Annotated in this window: 29 protein-coding genes and 1 CRISPR repeat array; of the genes, 19 read left to right on the forward strand and 10 right to left on the reverse strand. The window is 39.8% G+C overall.

Annotated elements, in window-relative coordinates:
- Positions 1–209: 209 nt before the first annotated feature.
- The 4 genes from I6N96_RS15205 to I6N96_RS15220 are packed head-to-tail and all read right to left on the reverse strand — an operon-like array spanning position 210 to position 2608.
- Positions 210–578 (reverse strand): hypothetical protein, encoded by a 369-nt coding sequence (locus I6N96_RS15205; protein ID WP_209558419.1) that lies wholly within the window; start codon positions 576–578, stop codon positions 210–212.
- Positions 579–595: 17 nt separating this feature from the next.
- Positions 596–1957, reverse strand: coding sequence for a T7SS effector LXG polymorphic toxin (locus tag I6N96_RS15210; protein ID WP_209558420.1), 1362 nt, complete (start codon positions 1955–1957; stop codon positions 596–598).
- Entirely contained in the window at positions 1947–2318 is a 372-nt protein-coding gene (locus I6N96_RS15215) for a DUF3958 family protein (protein ID WP_209558421.1), read from the reverse strand. The genes I6N96_RS15210 and I6N96_RS15215 overlap by 11 nt, the downstream gene beginning before the upstream one ends.
- Positions 2318–2608 (reverse strand): TIGR04197 family type VII secretion effector, encoded by a 291-nt coding sequence (locus I6N96_RS15220; RefSeq protein WP_209558422.1) that lies wholly within the window; start codon positions 2606–2608, stop codon positions 2318–2320. The genes I6N96_RS15215 and I6N96_RS15220 overlap by 1 nt, the downstream gene beginning before the upstream one ends.
- A gap of 373 nt (positions 2609–2981) precedes the next feature.
- Between I6N96_RS15220 and I6N96_RS15225 the strand changes: the two genes are divergently transcribed.
- The 5 genes from I6N96_RS15225 (at position 2982) to I6N96_RS15245 (ending at position 6744) form a co-directional block, all read left to right on the forward strand.
- Complete coding sequence (locus I6N96_RS15225; protein ID WP_209558423.1) at positions 2982–4058, forward strand: endonuclease/exonuclease/phosphatase family protein; 1077 nt, start codon at positions 2982–2984, stop codon at positions 4056–4058.
- 168 nt (positions 4059–4226) lie between these two features.
- Complete coding sequence (locus I6N96_RS15230) at positions 4227–4541, forward strand: rhodanese-like domain-containing protein (protein ID WP_209558424.1); 315 nt, start codon at positions 4227–4229, stop codon at positions 4539–4541.
- On the forward strand, positions 4542–6194 hold the full coding sequence (locus I6N96_RS15235) for an FAD-dependent oxidoreductase (RefSeq protein ID WP_209558425.1): 1653 nt from the start codon (positions 4542–4544) through the stop codon (positions 6192–6194).
- Positions 6194–6490, forward strand: a complete 297-nt coding sequence (locus tag I6N96_RS15240) for a rhodanese-like domain-containing protein (protein ID WP_209558426.1) — start codon at positions 6194–6196, stop codon at positions 6488–6490. Before I6N96_RS15235 ends, I6N96_RS15240 begins: the two co-directional genes overlap by 1 nt.
- The gene (locus tag I6N96_RS15245) at positions 6490–6744 is read left to right on the forward strand and encodes a metal-sensitive transcriptional regulator (protein WP_209558427.1); all 255 of its coding nucleotides are present in this window, start codon (positions 6490–6492) and stop codon (positions 6742–6744) included. Before I6N96_RS15240 ends, I6N96_RS15245 begins: the two co-directional genes overlap by 1 nt.
- Before the next feature lie 171 nt (positions 6745–6915).
- Here I6N96_RS15245 and I6N96_RS15250 read toward each other — a convergent pair whose 3' ends face one another.
- Entirely contained in the window at positions 6916–7215 is a 300-nt protein-coding gene (locus I6N96_RS15250; protein WP_209558428.1) for a DUF5960 family protein, read from the reverse strand.
- Between the two features lie 342 nt (positions 7216–7557).
- A CRISPR array of direct repeats spans positions 7558–7982; the repeat unit is 30 nt; unit sequence GTTTTAATCTAAACAAAGTGTAATGTGAAT.
- Between the two features lie 125 nt (positions 7983–8107).
- Here I6N96_RS15250 and I6N96_RS15255 point away from each other — a divergent pair.
- From I6N96_RS15255 to I6N96_RS15300, 10 genes are all read left to right on the forward strand, one after another.
- Complete coding sequence (locus I6N96_RS15255; RefSeq protein ID WP_209558429.1) at positions 8108–8995, forward strand: helix-turn-helix transcriptional regulator; 888 nt, start codon at positions 8108–8110, stop codon at positions 8993–8995.
- An 18-nt stretch (positions 8996–9013) separates the two neighbouring features.
- Positions 9014–9565 carry a hypothetical protein gene (locus I6N96_RS15260; RefSeq protein WP_209558430.1) on the forward strand — a complete coding sequence of 184 codons (552 nt, stop codon included), beginning with the start codon at positions 9014–9016 and terminating at the stop codon, positions 9563–9565.
- Between the two features lie 94 nt (positions 9566–9659).
- Positions 9660–10061, forward strand: coding sequence for a GyrI-like domain-containing protein (locus I6N96_RS15265; RefSeq protein ID WP_209558431.1), 402 nt, complete (start codon positions 9660–9662; stop codon positions 10059–10061).
- An 83-nt stretch (positions 10062–10144) separates the two neighbouring features.
- Positions 10145–10576 carry a hypothetical protein gene (locus I6N96_RS15270; RefSeq protein ID WP_209558432.1) on the forward strand — a complete coding sequence of 144 codons (432 nt, stop codon included), beginning with the start codon at positions 10145–10147 and terminating at the stop codon, positions 10574–10576.
- Positions 10577–10798: 222 nt separating this feature from the next.
- On the forward strand, positions 10799–11188 hold the full coding sequence (locus I6N96_RS15275; protein WP_209558433.1) for a MerR family transcriptional regulator: 390 nt from the start codon (positions 10799–10801) through the stop codon (positions 11186–11188).
- Positions 11189–11268: 80 nt separating this feature from the next.
- The gene (locus I6N96_RS15280; RefSeq protein WP_209558434.1) at positions 11269–11850 is read left to right on the forward strand and encodes a DJ-1/PfpI family protein; all 582 of its coding nucleotides are present in this window, start codon (positions 11269–11271) and stop codon (positions 11848–11850) included.
- Positions 11851–11955: 105 nt separating this feature from the next.
- Positions 11956–12225, forward strand: a complete 270-nt coding sequence (locus tag I6N96_RS15285; RefSeq protein WP_209558435.1) for an ACT domain-containing protein — start codon at positions 11956–11958, stop codon at positions 12223–12225.
- Between the two features lie 46 nt (positions 12226–12271).
- Positions 12272–13615, forward strand: a complete 1344-nt coding sequence (locus tag I6N96_RS15290) for a PFL family protein (RefSeq protein WP_209558436.1) — start codon at positions 12272–12274, stop codon at positions 13613–13615.
- A 78-nt stretch (positions 13616–13693) separates the two neighbouring features.
- Positions 13694–14083, forward strand: a complete 390-nt coding sequence (locus tag I6N96_RS15295) for a DUF1149 family protein (protein WP_209558437.1) — start codon at positions 13694–13696, stop codon at positions 14081–14083.
- A 276-nt stretch (positions 14084–14359) separates the two neighbouring features.
- Positions 14360–15748: an L-cystine transporter gene (locus I6N96_RS15300; RefSeq protein WP_209558438.1), complete on the forward strand. Its 1389-nt coding sequence runs from the start codon at positions 14360–14362 to the stop codon at positions 15746–15748.
- 90 nt (positions 15749–15838) lie between these two features.
- On the opposite strand, the gene I6N96_RS15305 is transcribed toward I6N96_RS15300, so the two are convergent.
- Positions 15839–16132, reverse strand: a complete 294-nt coding sequence (locus I6N96_RS15305; RefSeq protein ID WP_209558588.1) for a winged helix-turn-helix transcriptional regulator — start codon at positions 16130–16132, stop codon at positions 15839–15841.
- Between the two features lie 190 nt (positions 16133–16322).
- Here I6N96_RS15305 and I6N96_RS15310 point away from each other — a divergent pair, with 190 nt between their 5' ends.
- Positions 16323–16952 carry an NAD(P)-dependent oxidoreductase gene (locus I6N96_RS15310; RefSeq protein WP_209558439.1) on the forward strand — a complete coding sequence of 210 codons (630 nt, stop codon included), beginning with the start codon at positions 16323–16325 and terminating at the stop codon, positions 16950–16952.
- Between the two features lie 256 nt (positions 16953–17208).
- Here the strand turns inward: I6N96_RS15310 and I6N96_RS15315 are convergent, their stop codons facing one another.
- On the reverse strand, positions 17209–17691 hold the full coding sequence (locus tag I6N96_RS15315) for a hypothetical protein (protein ID WP_209558440.1): 483 nt from the start codon (positions 17689–17691) through the stop codon (positions 17209–17211).
- 169 nt (positions 17692–17860) lie between these two features.
- Between I6N96_RS15315 and I6N96_RS15320 the strand changes: the two genes are divergently transcribed.
- From I6N96_RS15320 to I6N96_RS15330, 3 genes are all read left to right on the forward strand, one after another.
- A complete protein-coding gene (locus I6N96_RS15320; protein WP_209558441.1) occupies positions 17861–18751 on the forward strand; it encodes an Rgg/GadR/MutR family transcriptional regulator in 891 nt (296 codons plus the stop codon).
- A 38-nt stretch (positions 18752–18789) separates the two neighbouring features.
- On the forward strand, positions 18790–19167 hold the full coding sequence (locus I6N96_RS15325) for a MerR family transcriptional regulator (protein ID WP_209558442.1): 378 nt from the start codon (positions 18790–18792) through the stop codon (positions 19165–19167).
- Positions 19168–19380: 213 nt separating this feature from the next.
- Positions 19381–20163 carry an SDR family NAD(P)-dependent oxidoreductase gene (locus I6N96_RS15330; RefSeq protein ID WP_209558443.1) on the forward strand — a complete coding sequence of 261 codons (783 nt, stop codon included), beginning with the start codon at positions 19381–19383 and terminating at the stop codon, positions 20161–20163.
- Positions 20164–20282: 119 nt separating this feature from the next.
- Here I6N96_RS15330 and I6N96_RS15335 read toward each other — a convergent pair whose 3' ends face one another.
- From I6N96_RS15335 to I6N96_RS15345, 3 genes are read right to left on the reverse strand one after another with little or no spacing between them, the layout of a single operon-like run.
- The gene (locus I6N96_RS15335) at positions 20283–21035 is read right to left on the reverse strand and encodes a DNA alkylation repair protein (protein WP_209558444.1); all 753 of its coding nucleotides are present in this window, start codon (positions 21033–21035) and stop codon (positions 20283–20285) included.
- The gene (locus I6N96_RS15340) at positions 21028–21618 is read right to left on the reverse strand and encodes a TetR/AcrR family transcriptional regulator (RefSeq protein ID WP_209558445.1); all 591 of its coding nucleotides are present in this window, start codon (positions 21616–21618) and stop codon (positions 21028–21030) included. The genes I6N96_RS15335 and I6N96_RS15340 overlap by 8 nt, the downstream gene beginning before the upstream one ends.
- Positions 21611–22030 carry a VOC family protein gene (locus I6N96_RS15345; RefSeq protein ID WP_209558446.1) on the reverse strand — a complete coding sequence of 140 codons (420 nt, stop codon included), beginning with the start codon at positions 22028–22030 and terminating at the stop codon, positions 21611–21613. Before I6N96_RS15345 ends, I6N96_RS15340 begins: the two co-directional genes overlap by 8 nt.
- Positions 22031–22057: the final 27 nt, after the last annotated feature.

The raw sequence follows: 22057 nt of genomic DNA on the forward strand, positions 1-22057 counted from the left end.
CACGCTCCTTTTGATTGGGTTTAGGCACTTTAATCATACAAGGTTGTGTGCTTTTTATGTACCCCTAAATCAAAAAAAGTGGGACAATGATCAGATTTTTTCTGACTATTGTCCCACTCTCATCCTATAATTTGCATAGTGAAATAGCAGAGTTGAATGCTAACTATCCCCAGCTTGAAATCCTCAATGCCAATCATTTTAAAGTCATTTCATAGGTTAGGAGAAGAATGAAATTCTCCAAAAATGACTTTTCCATCTAGATAACCTTTTCCATACATGTCTACACCTTCTTTAGGATGTTCTTCAAAGGTCACATTGTAGTTTTGCAAATCTTTAGCGGATAAGGTACCGATATTTATTGCATCAGTTTTGAAGTCTTCAATGCCAATCATTTTTGCATATCCAGAGTTCACTTGTGTTTCAATTTTATATTCTAGTTCACACAAGGACTCATAGATACCAAAGCACTCATCGCAACGATAGATAAGTTCACCATTCATCTTCGATTTAAATATTTTAATAATGCCATATTTTCCACAAGATGGACATAAAATTGTATCATTTTTCGCTTTATACATGTCATTTCCTCCTATTTCTATTTAATTGGATAAGATGAAACTAACTTTCCTAATATATCTACTACTATTCTAATTTTTGTTTCACCGTCTGTACCTATTATTCTCCCCATATCAATTTCGAATACTTGTCTAAACTTTTCAAATCTAGGAATCCCTCTATTTTTCCAAGCCTCTTTAAGTAATTCTTTTAGGCCGGTCTTGTCCAAATTTTTAAATATGGTATGGTCAGCCTTAGTAGGGTCGGTAGTTGGTCCTAAATGCTCCGCCGCATGGTCAAAGCTTCCCTCCATCAATGTATCAAAGGAAGAACCTCCGCTTGAGTTTCCGCCTTGTGCAGCACTCATCACAACGATTGATCCGGCTCCGGTCAGTAAAAAGCCTTCAAGAATTTCTTTTCCTGCTGCAATAGCTTCCGGAGATACGAAAATTGCTGTATAACCAAATTCCGTGAGCCCGATGGCTATCCCGCCTGAGGTTATTCCTATGATTCCGCTGATAACAGTTGTCACTCCATTAACAAGTAACACGGCCCCAACCATTTTCATCAGAAAATCATCAGCTTTCAACAGGCCGTTCCAGAACTCCTTCGTGATTTCACGAGTATACATTGCGCAAAGCTCATTGTATCCTTTTGTCGCCTCTACATCAAGAACACCATTTACATAAAGCTCGTAAAAGACCTCACCACCTTCTCCTATTCGTGAACGAAGCTCGTAGTCCTTGTGTTTCGGTCGTTTTCTTTCTAATGCTTTTTCTCGTTCCTTCCACTTTTCATTCAACGGCTGAATCCATGACAGGCTCATCCGATTCAGCTCAAAGGTGCCGGAACTGGCATTCCACGCACTGCCTTTGCCGACCTCAGAGATTCCTTGATTGAGCTGGTTCAATAAGCTTTCTACATCAGAGAAAATACTGGGAGAAGAACCATTGAACAAGTAGAGCTGGCTTAGCTTTTCTTCCAGCTTCGCAATGGTTGCCTGTGTTCTCATAATGCTTTGTTCTAAAGCAGGATCGGATTCCTCTAAGCTGTCGATGGCTTTGTATTGTGCTTGCAGTACCTGTTTTCCTTGTTCGATTTTTTCTTTTAATTCACTTTCTTTGATATCGCAGCTGTCCACGGTTTGTTCAAAATCATCTGGAAATTTCTGATGGGCTTCTGTCAAGGCTTCGCAAACCATGGTAACGCCATTGACAAGAGGCGGATAGACGGTGGTGAAATAGATTTTCGCTGAATCATAGGTTTGACCGGAAAGCGGGGCGTCCATGAATGCCCGACAGCTGTCGGTGATTGCACCAATGGCTTGACTATAGGCGTTTGCCAGCTGTACAGCACTGCTCGTCTGGCTTCTGACCTCAGAGAGGTACATATCAATACTCATCGGCTTTGACCTCCTCTTGAAGCAACGCTGTTCTTTCGCAGAGCAGGTCATTTTCCTTTTCAGTTAATGTCTGTTTTTCTTGCTGCAGGTTTTCGAGCTGTTCTTCTAAACGTGTGAAGCTTTGGCGTCTACACATGTGATGCTCCTCCTCAATACTCTGCAGGAATTGGACGGAGTTGGAGGTGTGAAGGACTGCAGATAGATCATTTAGAAAGGATTGCTCCAACGAATAGGCTTCATGAATAAAATCTTCTGATTCATTCCGCTTTCTTAATGCCAACTGATTATCCTCCTGTTGCTCATTGATACGCCTGAGCTGTCCAGTCAGCTGGACTTCTTTATCGGTCTCTTTATCCGTCATCAAGGCGTCCACCTGCCTAATGGGTTGACTGCGTCGAAGGCATTGAAGGATTCTGCTCGCTCTGCATCGACACGGGCAAATTCGCTGGAGACGGTAGTTATCTTTTCTATATCCCCGTTGAAAGCGGAGACGAAGTTGTTGATTGCTTGTGTCGTCTGTTTAATGGTACTCTGTGCATTCTTATTCCCTGAGACGGTCGTTTGTCCAGTGTCTGATTCGAATGTTTGGATGGTGCTCAGAGCATTCGCAGCCTGGCTCATTTGAGCTGAGGTGGCACGTGCAACACTCATTTTACTATTTACTTCTATCATAATGATAAACACTCCTTTTTTTTAGTTTATCATAGAAAAACACACAATAATCATCATAAATTTATCTATATGTTATGAAAAATGATAAAATTACAAGAAAAATATTGGGATGATTTGCGATATTGCATCTTGAGAAAATGGTGTTTTTAATGAAAGTACCTAACACATTCTTATTCAATTGCTTCCAAGTTAAACGATAACCTTTTTATTAAGCGGTAAACTAGTTCTTGTTGTCTTTTTTTGTTATGATTTATAGGAATGAAAAAATCTTGTTGGCGAGGAATGATAGAAAGCAACTCTTTTTTAGTTGCTTTGAATGATACCGCATCAGCAAACGATAAGGGGTTTAATAATGAAAAAAGTATTAAAAATCAGCGGTTTAGTCGTTGGAGGGATACTGGCGATTGTACTCGTGTATGTGGGGTATGTCTTTTTCAGTTATTCACGAATCGAAGATGATTTGACACTAACTGTGGAACAAAAAGCCAAAATCGAACAAATCGAGATAGAGAAAGAATACAAAGCAGTAACCTTTAATATCGGCTACGGCGCTTATCCGCCTGATTATACCTTCTTTATGGATGGCGGGAAGGAGTCAAAGGCTCGAAGTGAAGAAGCGGTAAATGAAAATATAGATGGTGTGATTCAAACCTTGGAGGAGCTGGATGCTGATTTTGCAGTGCTTCAAGAGGTTGATGAAAAAGCTACCCGAAGCTTTGGTGTGAACGAAGTTAAAAAAATCAGTGACAGCTTTACTAACTATTCTGCTGTGGCAGCAACAAATTATGATTCCGCCTATCTGATGTACCCAGTACTTGATCCAATCGGTAAATCGAAATCCAGCATTTTGACATTGAGTAATACAAAGCTCAATAACAGCGTTCGTTACAGTCTGCCGATCGAAACGACCTTCAATAAGTTTTTTGACTTGGATCGTGCCTTCACTGTATCTGAGCTATCTGTTTCTAATGGCAAAAAGATGATGCTGTATAATGTTCATTTATCTGCCTATATGAAAGACGAAGAGGTTCAAAAAAAGCAAATCATGACCTTGTTCGATCATATGAAAAATGAATACGATAAGGGAAATTATATTGTCTGCGGTGGAGACTTCAACCACGATCTATTGCCTTCGTCATCTGAAACTTTTGGTAATGACACAAGCAAGGACTATTCTTGGTTACAGGCTTTTCCTGCAGAAGAGTTGCCGGAGGGTTTAAAGGTTACAACATTTTCTGACGATGGCGAAGCTGTACCGTCATCCAGAAATTTGGATACCCCCTATGAAAAAGGAAAATCCTTTGTAGCCTTGATTGATGGCTTTATTGTATCAGACAATGTTGAAGTAAAGGAAACAAAGGTATTGGATGAAGCCTTTCAATATTCGGATCATAACCCTGTAGAAATGAGCTTTAGTTTAAAAAAATAATCTTTACTGAAACACTTATAAAACATGATTAAATCACGTTTTATAAGTGTTTTTTTGTTTTTATGGAAAATCAATCTTTTAGATTACAGTTAAAAATCTTTACAAATGAATGGCTAGAAGTTATGATGATTTATGTAATATACCCAAGGGGGTATAAAAGGAGGATGTATGTTTCTATTTAGTAAAGTAAAGAGTGTATCCGGAAAACAGCTGGAGAATCAACTATCTGATCGTCCGATAATCTTGGATGTTCGGGAAAAGTCAGAGTTTATAGGTGGGCATATTCCTGGATCAGTAAATGTTCCCTTAGGAAAAATTCAAACCTATAAAGTTAAAAAGGATCAAACTGTTTATGTTATTTGTCAATCTGGAGTTAGAAGTAAGCAAGCCGTGAAGATACTTGCGAAGAAGGAAATTGATGCAGTACATGTCAAAGGCGGAATGATCCGCTGGCAAGGTGCAGTTAAGGGAGGAAATTATTAAATGAGAGTAGTGATTGTGGGAGGCGTGGCAGGAGGTATGTCTGCAGCTACAAGACTAAGACGCTTGTCAGAGGAAGTAGAGATTATCGTGTTGGAAAAAGGACCGTATGTTTCTTTTGCCAACTGTGGATTGCCGTATTACGTTTCAGGAGAAATCAGTGAGCGAGAAGAGCTGATTTTACAGACACCGGAACAATTGAAGAAACGCTTTAATATCGATGTATTTGTGGAGACAGAAGCCCTGAAAATCGACAGAGAAAATAAATTGGTAACCATCAATAAAAAGGGACAAGAGGAGCAGCTCACTTATGATAAATTGATTCTGTCTCCAGGGGCGGCACCGTTAGTACCGCCGATCAATGGCTTATCTGAAGCGAAGAATGTTTACACCTTGAGGAATGTACCTGATGTTGATAAAATCACAACCGCCATAGCTGAAAAACAACCGAAGCAGGCTGTAGTGATTGGAGCTGGTTTCATTGGGTTAGAGATGGCGGAAAATCTAAAGCAATCTGGATTGAATGTGACAATCGTTGAAGCAGCACCACAAATCCTGCCGCCATTAGATATAGAAATGGCCGCATTCGTGGAAAATCGCTTGAAGGAAGAAGGAATCACTGTATACACTGGAGCAGCAGCCCAAGCCTTCAAGGAGGACGGGCAGATTATTGAGCTAAGTACGGGTGAGCAAATCACTAGTGATTTTACTGTACTATCAATTGGCGTGAAGCCTGTCAATGAGTTAGCGATTGCAGCCGGGCTGACAACTGGCTTGAAGGGCGGTATTGTTGTCAATGAGAGCTATCAAACCAATGATTCAGACATCTTTGCAGTTGGAGATGCAATCATCGTCAATCAGCAAATCACTAATACTGAAGCGATGATTTCACTAGCTTCTCCGGCTAATCGCCAAGGTAGACAAGTGGCAGATGTGATTGTCGGTGCAGCTCGTAAGAACAAGGGCAGTATCGGGACAGCAATCGTCCGAGTATTTGATCTGGCTGCCGCGAGTACCGGATTGAATGAACGTCAGTTACAGGAAATGAAGCTTGCATATAAAGCCGTTCACATCACAGCGAAAAGCCATGCGGGGTATTTTCCAGAGAGTCAGCCAATTACATTGAAGCTTATTTTTGATCCTGCTACTGGGAAAATCTTTGGAGCACAGGCTGTCGGTAAAGCTGGTGTAGATAAGCGAATTGATACTTTGGCAACAGCGATCAAAGCAGATTTAACAGTCATGGATCTGCCTGAATTAGAATTCACTTATGCACCGCCTTTTGGCTCTGCAAAAGATCCTGTGAATATGATTGGCTATGCCGCCTTGAACATTGTTGAGGGACTGTCGAACAATATTCAATTTTATGAGTTGAAGGAGGCACAGAAAGCCGGCGCTGTTCTTTTAGATGTGCGTAATTTGGATGAACTGAAAAATAATGGTAGTATTGGCGAAGATATCAATATTCCTTTAGACGAGTTGAGAGAACGCTTGGATGAGCTGCCGAAAGACAAGCAAATCATTGTCAGCTGTCAAAGTGGTCAACGCAGTTATCTCGCTGAACGAATACTGAAAAATAATGGATTCATAGTTAAGAATCTTGACGGAGCTTTTCAAATCTACAGCACCGCTTATCCTGAGGAGGTAAAAAAGTAATGTATCAAACGATGATGATCCCGGAATTTGAACAATTGGTAAAACAAGAGTCAATCAATATTCTGGATGTAAGAGAGCTCAACGAATTTCAATCCGGTCATATTGAAGGAGCGGTAAACCTTCCTTTAAGTGGATTTCCCGAGGCGGCAGAAGAATTAGATCAGACTAAGGAATACCACATTATCTGTCATTCTGGTAGTCGTTCACAAATGGCCTGTGACTTTCTTGGTTCGAAAGGTTTTACCACAACCAATATTATGGGCGGTATGTCTGCTTGGAGAGGAGCTGTTGTCTAATGCAGTGCGACAAGAAAATAGCCAACCGTTTGAAACGTTCAGAAGGTCAGATCCGCGGCGTTCTTAATATGATGGAAGAGGGCAAGGATTGTAGAGAAGTAGTGACTCAGCTGATGGCTGTCCGATCAAGTATTGATAAGGTGATTGGGTTGGTCGTTACAGAGAACTTGGTTCAATGTATGAAAGAAAAAGATGTGGATTTGTCCAGTGAAGATGTGGAAAAAGCGCTTGAGATGATCGTGAAAACGAGATAGTAAAGGAATGCTTCCCGACATCAAGAGGGTTTATGGTGTAATCCTTTAGTTAGATTATAAATAGAACATACCTGATGCTGTATGAACTTTAGGGATAGCCGAGGTCAGTATAAAAATAAAGGAGCACCCTTCAAACGAAAAGAATAGTTTGAAGGGTGCTTTTTTTGCAGATTACCATTCAGGCTGTTCATCCAGATGTTCATCTGTTTCAAAGGGCTTTCCTGTATACGTGTACTCTGTTTCTACTGCCCCGTCATATTCTCGGGTGCGCAGCTGTCGTTCAAATGGAAATTCGACAGGTGTGCCATTGTTTGTTTCAGCAGCAGAAAGAGTGAATGTATTTTGCCCGGTTTGATTCAAATGATGAAGCACACGCTCCATGATTTTTTCATCTGATTCATTTGGTTGATTGCTGACATTCCTGTAGTCTTGAATAAAGGCGTCCTGTTGTCTAATTACTTTTTCAAGCATGATCTAGTTCTCTCCGTTTCACTGATATTCTGTAATCTAACTATCTAAGATAACTTTCCTTATCATGGTAACTCAAATGAAAAAAACTGTCTAAAAATTGGTTTGTGGAAGTAATGGGTGAGGTGATAGATTGAGGAACAAAAGCTGTGTGATCTCCCAATGAAAAATCTGTCGACCATCAATAATGTAAAGAGCAGGGGAAATCGACAGATGACAAAAAGCTTGCTGTTATTGACTTTCACATATTTTGTTAGGTAAAATGAATGAAAAGGTCAGAAAAAGAAAGAGATCGACAGAAAGCGTACTATGAACCCATATATATCAAGATGTAAAATAGGGTGGGTTTTAATCTAAACAAAGTGTAATGTGAATACTTTAGAAGAAAACGAACTGCTAAAACAGGTATCGTTTTAATCTAAACAAAGTGTAATGTGAATTCATCAGTATTAAATTCACAGATTTCAGCTTCATAGGTTTTAATCTAAACAAAGTGTAATGTGAATATCTTCTGCCAGCATATCAGTTTGAGATGCTAACCAGTTTTAATCTAAACAAAGTGTAATGTGAATTAATTATAATCGTTATAGTTATTGCCTGTTGCTGCAGGTTTTAATCTAAATAAAGTGTAATGTGAATTGCTGTAAGTAACCTTTCCCTTGCGCTGATTCATCGTTTTAATCTAAACAGAATGTAATGTGAATTCAGTACTCAACGTAGCGTAGTATACTGTTTTTCCGGTTTTAATCTAAACAGAGTGTAATGTGAACTGGAAATGGGGCGAGGGAATCGGTAACACCGTAATCGCTTTAATCTAAGCACCATGTAATTCAAAGTTGATCGATCACAGTCAAAATCAACGAATACAGACTTGCTCTCGGAAGGATGAATATAGATGTCTCAGCAGTCCCGAATGTTTTATATCATGAATTATCTAAGTATGCATCAGGAGGCAACTGCGCCTTTTCTGGCGGAAAAGCTAGAGGTTTCTGTTCGAACGATTTATCGGGATTTGGATAATTTATCCGGTCTGGGTTTTCCTGTCTATGCTCAAAATGGTCGGAATGGCGGTATTCGGTTATTGGAAAATCATCAAATACCCGCAACGTTTGTAACGGAAGAGGAGCAGGAGGTTCTTTTGTCCGGACTGGAAAATCTGACGGTAACAGAGTTCGGCGGTGCTGACGAGCTATCGGTGAAGCTGTCCTCTTTATTTAAGCGTTCCGCTGATTCATGGCTGGCTATCGATTATTCCAGCTGGCGCAAGTCAGAGGAAAAAGAATACATCGAGCTGCTGACAACTGCAAGAAAGCAGAAAAAATGTGTATTTCTTACCTATGAAAATAGTCAGGGAGTTGTAAGTGAGCGAGAAGTTGCGCCAAATAAGCTCTTTTTCAAGCAGCATAACTGGTATTTATCAGGGTATTGCTATTTAAAAGAGGAGCACAGGATTTTCAAACTGAAACGAATCAGGAAACTGACTCCTTCAGAACGACCGCTTGACTCAGCTCTTTTGACAGAAAATTATATGCCGGAATATTCGTATCAGCAGCTGGTCTTTATTATCGAAGCGGATCAACTGCCTAGGATGCAGGAGGAGTTGTCGAATCTACAGGTTGAGCCGATGGAAAATCGCTTGAAGGTCAGTACTTGGCTGGCAACTGGTGAGTGGCTGTTCTCCTATTTACTTTCTTATGGTGCTGCATTGGAAGTCCTTGAACCGAAGGAGTTGAGAGAACGTATAAAAGAGGAAATACAGAATTATCGAAAGCTTTATGAATAAATAGAAGGGAGGCATAGGATGAACACAGCAATCAAGAATAGAATCGTTGCTTTAGGTGGAGACTATCATTTTGGAGGAAGCACTTTAGAAAGTGATTTAAGGGGAATTGATTTACCCAAGTCCTACTTGATCAAGGGCTTTGAAGACTTTTTGCAGGATACGATGTATGAAAAGCTGGCAGAAGGACAACCTGTTTTGGATGCTGAGATTTCTTATCCGCGAATGCATTTTCAAAAAAGACTATTTACCCCATTCAAAAAAGGAACGGATGATCATACTGAGTTTGGCGATTTGGATGAAAGTATGATAAGAGAGGTCGTTGGAAAAGAGAGCCTTGAATTTATGATCGTTGGAGAAACGGATAGCTTTCCTAATTTCTATTTTGTTTGTCTTTCAGATCAGGATAGAGAGAACCCAGTCCTTTATAGTACGGATCATGAGTGTTTTTTTGAAGAAATCACGGTTGAAGGGACATTACAGGATTTCTTTCATTTACTAGTTTCAGAAGAAGATTATTGTGAGGTAGTCAATCAGTTGACTGCTGTGCTGCAAGCTGAAAAAGAGCAGTAGCATCCTCGAAAAAAGATAAATTAAATTTAAAACATGACAGCTAGTTGTCATGTTTTTTTGTATATGATAATAAAAAAGCAAGGAGGAACAATACATGAACATCTATGAAATTGGGTCAGTGAGAACAAATAATTTTGCAGTGGATATGGGAGAGAAAATTGGCGGCTTATGGCAGCAGGTCATGGCAGAAATTGGAGGAACCGCACCGATTTATGGGGTATATCATGAGTATGAAAGTGATTACTCAGGCGACTACACGTTGTCATTAGCTGTCGAGGTATCTGAACAAGGAAAGAAATTGATTTTGGACGAAGGAAACTATCAAATTTTCCCTGTGGAATTAACACCGGAAGAGCCTTCCAGAAATAACGTAGCTGAAACGTGGCAGAAAATCTGGGGGCTTGAGCAAGCAGGGGATATGAAGCGTCGCTATGCGAAGGATTATGAAAAGTATGAGAAAGACGGCACTGTAGCAATCTATATCTCAATAGAATAAGTCAAAATTGTCTGTCATTGATTGGATCGGAGTTGCAGAAATATTTATTTCCTGTAAGATATTATTAAGAAAGAGGCGATAAAATGGGTAATATCTGGATGAAACGATTGATGAAGTGGCAGGCAAAACTACAAAAATTTATGCAGGGACGTTACGGTATCTTTGATCAGCTAAGCCGAGCGTTACTAGTGGTGAGTCTGGCAACGGTGCTGTTGAATCTGTTTTTAGGATCAGCTGTCTTACGATGGGGCATGTTTCTGTTGCTAGCTGTTGTCTATTACCGTTTTTTCTCAAAAAAAATCTATGTACGGTCGAATGAAAATCGGAAGTATCTGGGCTGGATGACTAAGCTTACAAAGAGGTTCAGCTATTTGAAGGAACGCATTCAGAATCGGAAAACCTATACATATTTTTCTTGTCCGGAGTGCAAACAGCATTTAAGAGCACCGAAAAACAAAGGAGCAATCAAAGTTACCTGCTCAAGCTGCAAATCGCAGTTCACTAAGAAGGTCTAGGCTGTAAAGACAAGAAGCGGTTCAGCGGTTGTTCACGTGATACTCGACTGAAGAAATGTATGAGACGGATTGTTGTTCTGCTTATTTATTTTTCAACATAACCAGTAAGAAGCGATTAAGATGTTTGATGTCTTAGGCTTCTTTTTTTATTAAATCTTTTTGAAGGAGGAAAATCTAGGGCATTATCTGATAAAATAAAGAGAAGTGAAAGGGGAGAATGAAATGAAGATCAATGAAGTCAGTCAAAAATATCAATTATCATTATCAACACTGCGTTATTATGAAAAAATCGGATTACTTGATCCAGTAGAGAGAATCAGCGGTATTCGCCAATATGGAGAAAAGGATTGCGATCGGATCGAATTCATTCTCTGCATGAAGGAATCCGGGTTGAGCTTGGATATGATCAAAGAGTATTTTGATTTATATAAAGAGGGCGAGCATACGTTGGAAAAACGACTAGCCCTTTTGCAAAAGCAAGAGCAGGAGACCAAGGAAAAACTGGAACGAGTGCAGTCCACACTGGATTATATTCACTATAAAATGGGGCTGACAAAGTCAAATATCAAGAAACGGGATAAAGCAAGCGCTCAACCAGTCAAAAGTAGATAAACAGTTTGTATTATTTTTACCGGAAACATCTCGGTTCGATAGTACATAGATTCAAAAATAGATCTGGAGGGAGTTACTGAATGAAAGTATTAGTATTATTAGCAAAAGGTTTTGAAACGATGGAGTTTAGCGTATTCATTGATGTGCTTGGTTGGGCAGATAATGACTTTGGAGCAGGTATTCAAACGGTAACCTGTGGTACGCAAAAGACAGTTAACAGCACCTTTAATGTGGAAGTGAATGTTGATGTATTACTAAACGAAGTAAGTGTTGACGAATATGCAGCAGTAGCTATTCCAGGCGGATTTGAGGAGTATGGTTTTTATGAAGAAGCATATAGTGAACCGTTTTTGGCATTGATCCGCAGTTTTGAAAGTAAAGGGAAGCCTGTTGCGTCCATTTGTGTAGCCGCTTTGCCGTTAGCTAAAAGCGGTATTTTGGCAGATAGAAAGGCAACAACCTATCATTTGAAAGACGGTCATCGTCAGAAACAGCTGGAGGAAATGGGCGTCGAGGTACTGGCAAAGCAACCAATCGTTATCGATCGTCAGGTGATCACCTCCTATTGTCCTGAGACAGCGGTTCATGTGGCCTTTGAGCTATTGGAAATGCTGACAGATAAATCCATGCGTCAGCAGGTGATGCAGGCAATGGGGTATTAGTAGATCACGAACGATAATGATTAAAATACGGATTTTGTTCATGAATTTGACGTTTATTTTTGGCAAATATGCTATAATGGGACAAACAATTGAGGAGGTTTATTTATGCGGGCAGTTTTAACAGTAATTGGTAAGGATAAAGTAGGGATCATCGCAGGTGTCAGCACGAAGCTGGCAGATTTAGACATCAATATTCTGGATGTTTCTCAAACGATCATGGAAGAGTATTTCACAATGATGATGGCTCTGTCTTTTTCGGGGAAAGACATTAACTTTGAGGCAATTCGTGAAGAATTGAATTTGCTGGGCAAAGAGCTTGGCGTGAAGATCAGCATTCAAAACGAAGAGATTTTCAATGTCATGCACAAGCTGTAAAAAATTTTGACACGTTATTCATTGACTAAAAACAGAGGTGAAAATTTTGGAAACCACGCAAATACTAGAAACGATTCGAATGATCGAAGAGGAAAACTTAGATATTCGTACAATCACAATGGGGATCTCATTGTTGGATTGTATTGATAGTGACAGTGATAAGGCCTGTCAGAAAATTTATGATAAAATCACACGTGCTGCGAAAAATTTGGTACGCGTGGGAGAAGATATCGAGGCGGAATACGGAATTCCGATCATCAATAAACGAATTTCTGTAACACCAATCAGCATCATTGCGGCAGCAAGTGCAGATGAGGACTATGTAAAATATGCAAAGACCTTAGATAAAGCAGCCCAAGCAGTTGGCGTCAATTTCATTGGCGGCTTCAGTGCATTAGTGGAAAAGGGCTATCAGTTTGGCGATGATCGACTGATAAATTCTATCCCTCAAGCGTTGGCGGAAACAGACTTTGTCTGCTCATCTGTAAATATCGGTTCAACGAGAGCCGGTATCAATATGGATGCAGTTCGTCACATGGGGTATATTATTAAAGAAACGGCTGAAAAGTCTGATATGGGTTGTGCCAAGTTGGTGGTATTTGCTAATGCGGTAGAGGACAATCCATTTATGGCTGGCGCTTTCCATGGTGTCGGCGAGGCTGATTGTGTCATCAATGTCGGTGTAAGTGGTCCCGGTGTTGTAAAACGTGCGCTGGAAAAGGTCAAAGGTGAGCCTTTTGATGTTATTGCTGAAGTTGTGAAGCAAACAGCGTTCAAAATCACACGGATGGGACAATTGGTTGGTCGAATTGCTTCTCAGCGGCTGGATGTTCCTTTTGGCATCGTGGATTTATCGTTAGCTCCAACTCCTGCTGTCGGTGATAGTGTGGCTCATATTCTGGAGGAAATGGGTCTGGAAAGTGTAGGAACACACGGAACAACAGCGGCATTGGCGTTATTAAATGATGCAGTGAAAAAAGGCGGCGTGATGGCATGTAATCATGTCGGTGGTCTTTCAGGTGCATTTATACCAGTTTCTGAGGATGCAGGCATGATCGATGCAGTAAATAATGGTGCCTTGAACCTTGAAAAGCTTGAAGCGATGACGGCAATTTGTTCAGTCGGCTTAGATATGATCGCCATTCCGGGAGATACCTCTCCTGAGACGATTGCTGCGATGATCGCAGATGAAGCAGCGATTGGTGTGATCAATCATAAAACGACAGCCGTTCGGATCATTCCTGCAAAGGATACAAAAGTCGGAGATATGGTTGAGTTCGGCGGTCTATTAGGAAGAGCTCCAGTAATGAAGGTCAATCCGTATGCATCCACTGACTTCATTTTACGTGGCGGACGAATCCCGGCACCAATCCATTCGTTTAAAAATTAGTATTTAATTTATTTATTTTTGAGCAATAAATTTAATATGGATATGTTATAATAAATGGTATAAGGAGGGTGATATCAGTTGGAAATCAAACGTCAACAGGAATTAGTGGAAGGCTTTCACTATGATATGCGCAAACCAGATGCAGAAGTTGAGACACAACTACGTGTAGGATTTTCTCCAATCGAATCTAAAGATGAGAACTATCCTGCTGAAAATACAATTATTGCGTCACGCTTGGAATTTCGTCTAGCTTTTGATGAGTATGTATTGTCAGGGGCAGTCAGCCAAGTTTCTCACATTATCAATCGTAAAATTGCGAATCAACAAGATTTGTCTCAAGAAGATGTAGATGAATTAGTTGCTCCGTTATTCGATATCGTGAAGCGTATGGCATTCGAAGTAACAGAGATTGCTTTGGACAAGCCGGGAATTCAGTTAAACTTCCAGTCTTCACAACCAGAAGAATAAAAAATTGCGAGAGAAGTATGTTGCCTTAAGTAATAAGAGGAGGCAGCTTCTGAACAATACTTATTTGAATTTTAAAGTAGTGATAGCTTTAGGCTATCACTACTTTTGTTTTTCTATCATGCGATAAGCAAAAAAATCGCTATTTTTCCTTCTAATAAGTTAAAATAACTTTATCACTGAATTTTTTTCAGGGCAGTTGTTGAAGAATAGCTGCCGGGAACCTTTACTTCCTTTGATGGACTTGTCATTAAAATAAATGAACACAGGAGGAAAAAAATGACAACACTCATCACAGTTTTAGTGGTTCTTGCATTTCTTGGTGTAGTATATGCCTTTTATCGGATGCAAGCAAAACACATGAAATTTTCAACACGTGTTTTTGCAGCATTAGGTGTCGGTATCGTACTAGGTGCAATTATTCAAATCGCTTTTGGTACAGCAAGTGATATTACCAGCCAAGCAATGGAATGGATCGGAATCATCGGTAATGGTTATGTGGCGTTATTGCAAATGTTGATAATGCCGTTGGTTTTTGTTTCTATCGTAGGAGCATTTACTAAAATGAAGGAGTCAAACAAGCTGGGAAAAATCAGCTTTAGTGTTTTGGCTACTTTATTGGGAACAACAGCAGCTGCAGCATTGATTGGTTACGGCAGCACTATTTTGTTTGGATTACAGGGCGCGCAGTTCACAGAAGGTACAGCGGAAGCAGCTCGTATCGCTGAATTGGCAACAAGACAGGAAACAGTCGAAAACCTGTCTATCCCACAACAAATCCTATCATTCATCCCGAGAAATGTCTTTGCAGACTTTGCGGGCACACGGGCAACAAGTACGATCGGAGTAGTTATTTTTGCAGCATTCGTAGGGATCGCATTCCTAGGTGTGAAGAAAAAAGCACCAAAGGAAGCGGCATTTTTCGCTGACTTGATCGACAGCTTGTACAAGATCACAATGAGAATCGTGACACTTGTTTTACGTCTGACACCATATGGGGTATTGGCGTTGATGACAAGTGTAGTAGCGACAAGTGATTTTGAGGCAATTTTAAACTTAGGTAAATTCGTATTAGCTTCCTACGCGGCACTGATTGCGGTTCTACTGCTTCACTTAGTGATTCTTGCAGCAATCAAAATCAATCCGTTAAGCTACTTGAAGAAGGCATTTCCAGTATTGAGTTTTGCTTTCACTTCAAGATCCAGCGCAGGAGCACTTCCTTTAAATATTGAAACACAGACAAAAGCATTGGGCGTTGATGAAACAACAGCAAACTTTGCGGCCAGCTTTGGTTTGTCAATTGGTCAGAACGGCTGTGCCGGCGTTTATCCTGCTATGCTTGCGACAATCGTGGCACCAACAGTAGGAATCGACGTATTCAGCTTGGAATTTGTATTGATGCTGGTAGCGATCGTTACGATCAGCTCATTCGGTGTTGCCGGAGTCGGCGGCGGAGCAACTTTTGCTTCCTTGATCGTTCTTGGCGCAATGAATCTTCCAGTGGCAATCGTTGGTCTTGTTATCTCTGTAGAACCATTGATCGATATGGCTAGAACAGCAGTAAACGTCAGCGACAGTATGGTAGCCGGAATGGTAGCCAGCTCTCGGATCGACCAGCTGGATCGTTCAGTCATTACAGACGACGAGCTAGTTGTAGAAGCAAAATAATCATCATTAGAAAAAATAAAAAGACGCTGAACGGAAAAAAACAGGATTCCGTTCAGTGTCTTTTTTTTATTGCTTTAAAACCAATGATTGTTAGCCGACTTCCGAGTTTTCTGTCAACTCTTGATAGGCTGTTCCCCAATCCATCATGACATCCAAGATTGTTTTTAGGCTGTAACCAAGTTCAGTCAATGTATATTCCACTCTCGGCGGCACCTCTGCAAAGACCTCTCTGGAGAGCAGGCCATCAGCTTCCATAGCTCGCAGATTGCTAGTCAGTACCTTCTTAGAGATGGTGCCGATCGAGCGTTGAAGTTCACCGAATCGCATTGTACCATCCATCAAATCACGAAGAATAAGAACCTTCCAACGATCACTAATCAGCATAAGAGTAGTTTCTACAGGGCATTTAGGTAATATTTTAGTCAAGATAAAGTCTCCCCTTTTATTTAATAGTTACTTTTGGGTACCTAGGTAACAAAAAAGTGCTTACTTTACATTAGTAACTTATGAGGCTATTATAAATGTAATGACTGATAAAAACAAGTCTGATAAAAATGAATTGGAGGAATAAAGAATGAAAGTAGCAGTAGTTGCAGCAAATGGTAAGGCAGGAAAGTTGATTGTTGAAGAGGCGGTAGCTCGTGGTCACGAGGTAACAGCTGTTGTTCGTAATGAAAATAGAACAAATGCTCAGAATCAGCTAATCAAAGATATATATGATTTAACGACTGAAGACCTACAAGAATTTGATGCTGTTGTGGATGCTTTTGGAATCTTCGACCCTGAGAAGCTGGAAGAGCATCAAACCTCTTTGAAACACCTGACAGATATCTTGAGTAATACATCTACTCGGTTATTGGTGGTTGGAGGAGCAGGAAGCCTATATGTTGATCCGGCGCATACAGTTGAACTGATGAGTACACCAGATTTTCCTGATGCATTTAAGGGCTTGGCTTCAAACATGGGCGCAGCACTTAAAACATTGAAAACACGTAACGATGTCAACTGGACATATATCAGCCCGGCAGCTGATTTTCAGACTGACGGCACAAGAACAGGAAAGTATCAAGTAGCTGGGGAAGAATTGACAATGAACAGTAAGGGCGAAAGTGTCATCAGCTATGCAGACTATGCCATCGCAATGGTGGATGAAATCGAAAACGGCAAGCATATCAAGGAACGGATATCTGTTGTTTCTGAGTAAGTAAACAATAGAAGTATGAGAATAAAACTGGAGTATCAGTGAGTCGGCTGATACTCCAGTTTTATTTTTTGAGAAAGCACTCCATTTAAGCTTACTTTTCCTTTATTAGATGCGGAGGCTAAGGATAGGAATCACTCTAAAGATTAAAGAAGAGGGAGGCAAGTAGTTACAAAGTCTATATGATGTAGATAAAATTTATCAGATCCGATGAGAGGTTCTTTTCAGGTTTTTTCATTTTTGTTATTTAGGAACTAAATCAGTCTGCGACAGCAGCAAGCGTTTGAATGTCTGCTAAGGTTTCTTCGTAATTTTCCTTATGCCAATTTTTATAGGTAGTTCCCCAGAAATTTGTTTCATACCCGATAGCACCGCTTGAGCGAAAGCCGCTGAGTTCTTTTTGCTGAATGTTTAATCGTATCGTTTGCTCATCTGTATCAATAGAAACGATTGTATTGAATCCACTATCTTCCATCAATAGTGTTCGGATATGCTCATTTTTGATTGTTAGTAAGCCGTTTGTTTGAACGTCCTTTTTCTTCAAGTTTAGGCTCCATGAGGAAACAGGGATAAAAGCAATTTCTTCCTTGCAAAGCTGGAGAATAAAATATTCACCAGTAAAAAAATCTGCAACCTGTGCACTTAAATTTTTTGGTGCATATTTTACAACGATCGCTCGGTTTTTAATTGGTTCCAATCCTAACTCAACCATAAAATTGTATATATCTTTTTCTTTTGCCATAGGGCACCTCTTTCTTCTTTTCTTTGTTGCTGATCAGCTTGTAAAAAATATATCATGAAAAATTCAGAACTTTATTTCTTGCTACTATTTTTTCATAAACACAGATTTTCTTTTAAAATCAATTAAATTATAGTGTAAGATGAAACTATAGTTCTTTTGGAGGTGTGAAATGAAGGAGGAAACAGGGCTGCGTTTTAAGTACTATAGAGAAAGCAAGGGTCAGACAATCAATGAAACAGCAGAGGGGATCGTCTCTCCACAATTTTTGAGAAAATTTGAAAGAGGAGATAGCGATATCAGTTTTACCAATCTACTGTTGCTTTTGGGGAGAATACAATTAACGATGAAAGAATTTATCCATGAAGAAGAGCGCTTTGTTCTGGAAAATTACATAAAAGAGTTCGAGCGAGAAGTGGATGCCGCTTTAAGAAAAAGTGATTCGATCGAGTTCAAAAGGATAATCATCAAGACCAATGATCTGTATGATGAAACCGGAAGTAGGCACTACCAATTATTAGGAATCGCAGCAGAATGCTATTATAAATTAATGTTTCAGCCCCATCTGATTGAGCAGGTTGATTTGACGCCTGTTTCTGAGTATTTGAGTCACGTGGATCAATGGGGGTATTTCGAGCTATTCCTTATCTCATATACAGGTTGCCGATCATTGACAACGGAGGAGCTTTATTTCCGCTGTAAAGGATATTTGAATGAACCTTATGAGGTCAGTATCAACTATCATTCGATTTGTGATTTTGTTCTTCATGCAGCATATGAACTAGCCAGAAAGGGAGAGACTGAGCAGGGAAATGAAATCGTTGACCGCTATTTAAAAGGGATCGAGGCAAATAGGGATACGCATTTTATCCATTACGATTTATTTGCAAACTATGTCAAAGGAATCATACAGATAAAAAAAGGAGACCGGTCTGGCGTTGAGGAATGTCAGACGATCATTGACGTTTTTGCAACAGTATTGAGCTATACAAACTATGCCAATCGACTGCATATCACGTTGGAAACGATTATGGATAGCGAAGTGAAGCATGCGGAATCATGATTTTTTAGAATTGAACAGCAGAGCAAGAAGGAGGGGAAATGGTGTACACAATTGGTAATTTTTCCAAAAAGGTAGGCTTATCCATTGATACTTTACGCTATTATGAAAAGGAAAAACTGATCATACCGAAGCGAAATGAAATCAATCGAAGAGTATATGATGAGGATGATGCGGCTTGGATAGCGTTTATCAAGAGATTGAAAGAGATAGGCATGCCCATCAAAAAGATAAAGGAATATGCAGTGCTTCGTTATCAAGGCGAGGAAACGATTGAACTTAGGCTTGAGCTTCTCGATAACCAGCATGCGCTCCTTACCAAACGTCGAGAAGAAATCGACCAAAGTCTTGTATTTTTGATGGATAAGATGATGATTTATAAAAGCCTGCTTGAAGCAAAGCATGATCAAGGGGTGTAAGACAATAATCAAATTAGAAACTGTCTCACACTCTAAACACGTGTAAACGGCGAGCTCAAAGCTGCTCCTTCGAAATTAAGCCGAAATTGCTTTGCCACATCAGAACTACTGCAGTAGTTCTGATGTGGCGAATTTTGACTCAGCCTCTTTTTATTGACATAGAGCGCACTCCAGCATGTAAAGTGAGAAATACAACATCAAGGAGGGATATCTATGAAAAAGTATGTAGCAATTACAGGCGCAAGCTCAGGAATCGGTTATTCTTTGGCTGGAAAGTTTGCGGAGCAAGGCAAGCATTTGATTTTGATTGCAAGAAGAGAAGAACGGTTGATCATGTTGAAAAACAAGCTGCTTAGGCAGTACCCAAATTTAGAAATCATCATAAAACCTACTGATTTAACGAATAGTAAAAGAGTAGTAGAGCTGTTTGAAGTGTTGGAAAGATATTTTATTGAAGCTTGGATAAATAATGCGGGAGTTGGTCATTATGGTGCTGTTCAGGAGCAAAGTCTGACAAAAACAAAACAGCTTCTATCATTGAATGTTGAAGCAGTAACGATTCTTTCTACTTTGTATGTAGAAAAATATCGTTCAGAAAAAGGGACACAACTCATTAATGTGTCATCGGCAGGCGGTTATGTCATGGTTCCTAACGCAGTTACTTATTGTGCCGCTAAGTTCTATGTCAGTGCCTTTACTGAAGCTCTAGGCTTAGAACTACGTGCAAATAATTCTCCATTGCAGGCAAAAGTATTTGCTCCGGCTGCAACAAAAACAGAATTTGGACAAATTGCAAATAGCCTAAAAAGTTATAACTATGATAAAGCTTTCGAAAGGTACCACTCTAGTGAGGAAACAGCAGAATTTCTAATGGAACTTTATCAAAGTGAACAGCTGGTTGGACTAGTTGATCGAAAAACATTTTCCTTCAAGCTGACGGATAACCAGTTCCCTTATGCGAATGATTCTTCAGCAAATCAAACACTGACTGAGTAAGGTAGGAATCAAGGCGGCAGCTTCTTTTCAATGACTTCTTGAGCAGGATAAAAAGGAAGTGAGGAAATGATAGCACTCACTAGTCGCTTCATTCCTTTCTTCCTTTAGCTAATCAATCTTTAGATTGAACTTTCTCGTTTTCTTTTAGTTCTTGAGGCATGTTTGATGATCCATATGCATTCTTTCGTGGTATCCTCGGTTTCCCAAGCTGAAATAATTGTTTCAAATCTGACAGGATCATCCTTGTATAGGTCATTTAGATTATTGGCTACACTTTTTTGAATCGTTTTATCGGAATCATCTTTTAAATTTGTCAGTAGTTCAGAGTAGATATCAAAATAATCTAGTGCAGTATATAATTTTTTCGCCCAAGGCAGACGGATTCGAATACATTCACTAGCCAGTCGGCGCACGCGTTTGTTCTCATCCAAGCTCCATTTCAATAAGAGCTGCATCGATTGTTCAGGAAAGGCAAGAATGATAGGACGCATACAAAATTCTCCGGTAAAACGTTTAGTCAATTCCTTACTGAAGGAGGTGCTGATTTCGAAGTCTGTATCTCCATACAGCTCCACGTATTTGCCAATCGGCCACAACCAATAGCCTTCTGTGAACATGCCAAGACTGCTTTCCAGCTCTGGACCGAGAATTTTTTCAAAAAGAGCAATCGTTTCTTGATAATTCAACGATAGTACTTCTTTTAAGGAGCTTGCTAAAAGTACCTGCCTATCGTTAAATTCAAGCTGTTCAAGGCTTGGGCTGAGTAAGGAAAGAAAACGATCTGTTTGAAACTGTGGATAGACAACTACGATTCGTTGAGATAGCTCAAGAGCGTAATCGCAATCATAATAGTCTTTAAATTTTTTAGTCATTTTTCTTAAAACCTTTCAGTAGATAGGTGATGGCATCGTGGATTGTCTCTTTGTCTAAAATGTCAGATTCTGCTTGATAGAGTGCCAAATCATTCAATGCTCCGGAAATCATATGGGCCATCAATCGAACATCAAGGCTGATTAATTCTCCTTTTGCTTGGATCACTAATAGTTGTTCTTCCAATAAGGCGACGGAGTTCTCATTATCGATTTTACGCCATTCGGTCCAATCAATCACATTAGGTGCATCAATCAATAGGATTCTTCGATTGGATTCACGTGTAGCTGCTTCTACAAAGCCGACACACCCCAGTACTAATTGCTCCCAGATGTCTTCTGAGGTCATTGCTTCTTTTTCGACATTAGCACCAACCTCAGATTGTACTTGATTTAACACGGCAAGAAACAACGCTTTTTTACCCTTGAAGTGATGATAAAGTGCTCCTCTTGTTATAGCCAATTCTTCAACGATTGCTTCAAGAGAGGTTTTTGCATAGCCGTATTGAGAAAAATGCTTTCTAGCCGCTGCAATCAAATTCTGTGTTGTTTTGATGGAGGCCAACTCTTTTTTATTTTTAGGCATCTCTATCTTCCTCGGTTGTATAGCTTTCCAGAAATTCTTCACTTGGAGGGATATTCTGAATAATATCAATAATCAATTCGTCAGGACTCTCGATCATGAAATGCCGTTGACCGAAATCTTCGTTTTTGATATCCATCAGGATTGTTACATCATTTTTCTTTATCTCCGCATAAACACTGTCAACATCTTCAACCTCGAAATTCAGGATGATTCCCTTACACTCAGTTTTGTATTTATCAGGAATTGTGTCATGGCTGCTATCAATCAATGCCAACTCAAAATCCTGCTCATTTTTTAAACTGATATACCATTCGCTAGTAAAGGTGACCTCAAAATGAAATAGTTCGATAAAAAATTTTTTTGCAGCGTTGATGTCTGTACTCATAAGAACGGGATAAAAACTGGTTGTCATGGTTATTCCTCCTTTATTTGTTGTTGG

The organism is Enterococcus larvae (assembly GCF_017830045.1).
GTDB lineage: Bacteria > Bacillota > Bacilli > Lactobacillales > Enterococcaceae > Enterococcus_L > Enterococcus_L larvae.

Coding starts and splice junctions, on each gene's coding strand:
- I6N96_RS15280 (WP_209558434.1), top strand. CDS start 11,269: ATGAAAGTATTAGTATTATTAGCAAAAGGTTTTGAAACGATGGAGTTT.
- I6N96_RS15215 (WP_209558421.1), bottom strand. CDS start 2,318: ATGACGGATAAAGAGACCGATAAAGAAGTCCAGCTGACTGGACAGCTC.
- I6N96_RS15325 (WP_209558442.1), top strand. CDS start 18,790: ATGGTGTACACAATTGGTAATTTTTCCAAAAAGGTAGGCTTATCCATT.
- I6N96_RS15235 (WP_209558425.1), top strand. CDS start 4,542: ATGAGAGTAGTGATTGTGGGAGGCGTGGCAGGAGGTATGTCTGCAGCT.
- I6N96_RS15260 (WP_209558430.1), top strand. CDS start 9,014: ATGAACACAGCAATCAAGAATAGAATCGTTGCTTTAGGTGGAGACTAT.
- I6N96_RS15310 (WP_209558439.1), top strand. CDS start 16,323: ATGAAAGTAGCAGTAGTTGCAGCAAATGGTAAGGCAGGAAAGTTGATT.
- I6N96_RS15315 (WP_209558440.1), bottom strand. CDS start 17,691: ATGGCAAAAGAAAAAGATATATACAATTTTATGGTTGAGTTAGGATTG.
- I6N96_RS15220 (WP_209558422.1), bottom strand. CDS start 2,608: ATGAGTGTTGCACGTGCCACCTCAGCTCAAATGAGCCAGGCTGCGAAT.
- I6N96_RS15265 (WP_209558431.1), top strand. CDS start 9,660: ATGAACATCTATGAAATTGGGTCAGTGAGAACAAATAATTTTGCAGTG.
- I6N96_RS15335 (WP_209558444.1), bottom strand. CDS start 21,035: ATGACTAAAAAATTTAAAGACTATTATGATTGCGATTACGCTCTTGAG.
- I6N96_RS15345 (WP_209558446.1), bottom strand. CDS start 22,030: ATGACAACCAGTTTTTATCCCGTTCTTATGAGTACAGACATCAACGCT.
- I6N96_RS15285 (WP_209558435.1), top strand. CDS start 11,956: ATGCGGGCAGTTTTAACAGTAATTGGTAAGGATAAAGTAGGGATCATC.
- I6N96_RS15300 (WP_209558438.1), top strand. CDS start 14,360: ATGACAACACTCATCACAGTTTTAGTGGTTCTTGCATTTCTTGGTGTA.
- I6N96_RS15305 (WP_209558588.1), bottom strand. CDS start 16,132: ATGCTGATTAGTGATCGTTGGAAGGTTCTTATTCTTCGTGATTTGATG.
- I6N96_RS15205 (WP_209558419.1), bottom strand. CDS start 578: ATGTATAAAGCGAAAAATGATACAATTTTATGTCCATCTTGTGGAAAA.
- I6N96_RS15210 (WP_209558420.1), bottom strand. CDS start 1,957: ATGAGTATTGATATGTACCTCTCTGAGGTCAGAAGCCAGACGAGCAGT.
- I6N96_RS15230 (WP_209558424.1), top strand. CDS start 4,227: ATGTTTCTATTTAGTAAAGTAAAGAGTGTATCCGGAAAACAGCTGGAG.
- I6N96_RS15340 (WP_209558445.1), bottom strand. CDS start 21,618: ATGCCTAAAAATAAAAAAGAGTTGGCCTCCATCAAAACAACACAGAAT.
- I6N96_RS15255 (WP_209558429.1), top strand. CDS start 8,108: ATGTCTCAGCAGTCCCGAATGTTTTATATCATGAATTATCTAAGTATG.
- I6N96_RS15240 (WP_209558426.1), top strand. CDS start 6,194: ATGTATCAAACGATGATGATCCCGGAATTTGAACAATTGGTAAAACAA.
- I6N96_RS15250 (WP_209558428.1), bottom strand. CDS start 7,215: ATGCTTGAAAAAGTAATTAGACAACAGGACGCCTTTATTCAAGACTAC.
- I6N96_RS15330 (WP_209558443.1), top strand. CDS start 19,381: ATGAAAAAGTATGTAGCAATTACAGGCGCAAGCTCAGGAATCGGTTAT.
- I6N96_RS15320 (WP_209558441.1), top strand. CDS start 17,861: ATGAAGGAGGAAACAGGGCTGCGTTTTAAGTACTATAGAGAAAGCAAG.
- I6N96_RS15275 (WP_209558433.1), top strand. CDS start 10,799: ATGAAGATCAATGAAGTCAGTCAAAAATATCAATTATCATTATCAACA.
- I6N96_RS15245 (WP_209558427.1), top strand. CDS start 6,490: ATGCAGTGCGACAAGAAAATAGCCAACCGTTTGAAACGTTCAGAAGGT.
- I6N96_RS15225 (WP_209558423.1), top strand. CDS start 2,982: ATGAAAAAAGTATTAAAAATCAGCGGTTTAGTCGTTGGAGGGATACTG.
- I6N96_RS15270 (WP_209558432.1), top strand. CDS start 10,145: ATGGGTAATATCTGGATGAAACGATTGATGAAGTGGCAGGCAAAACTA.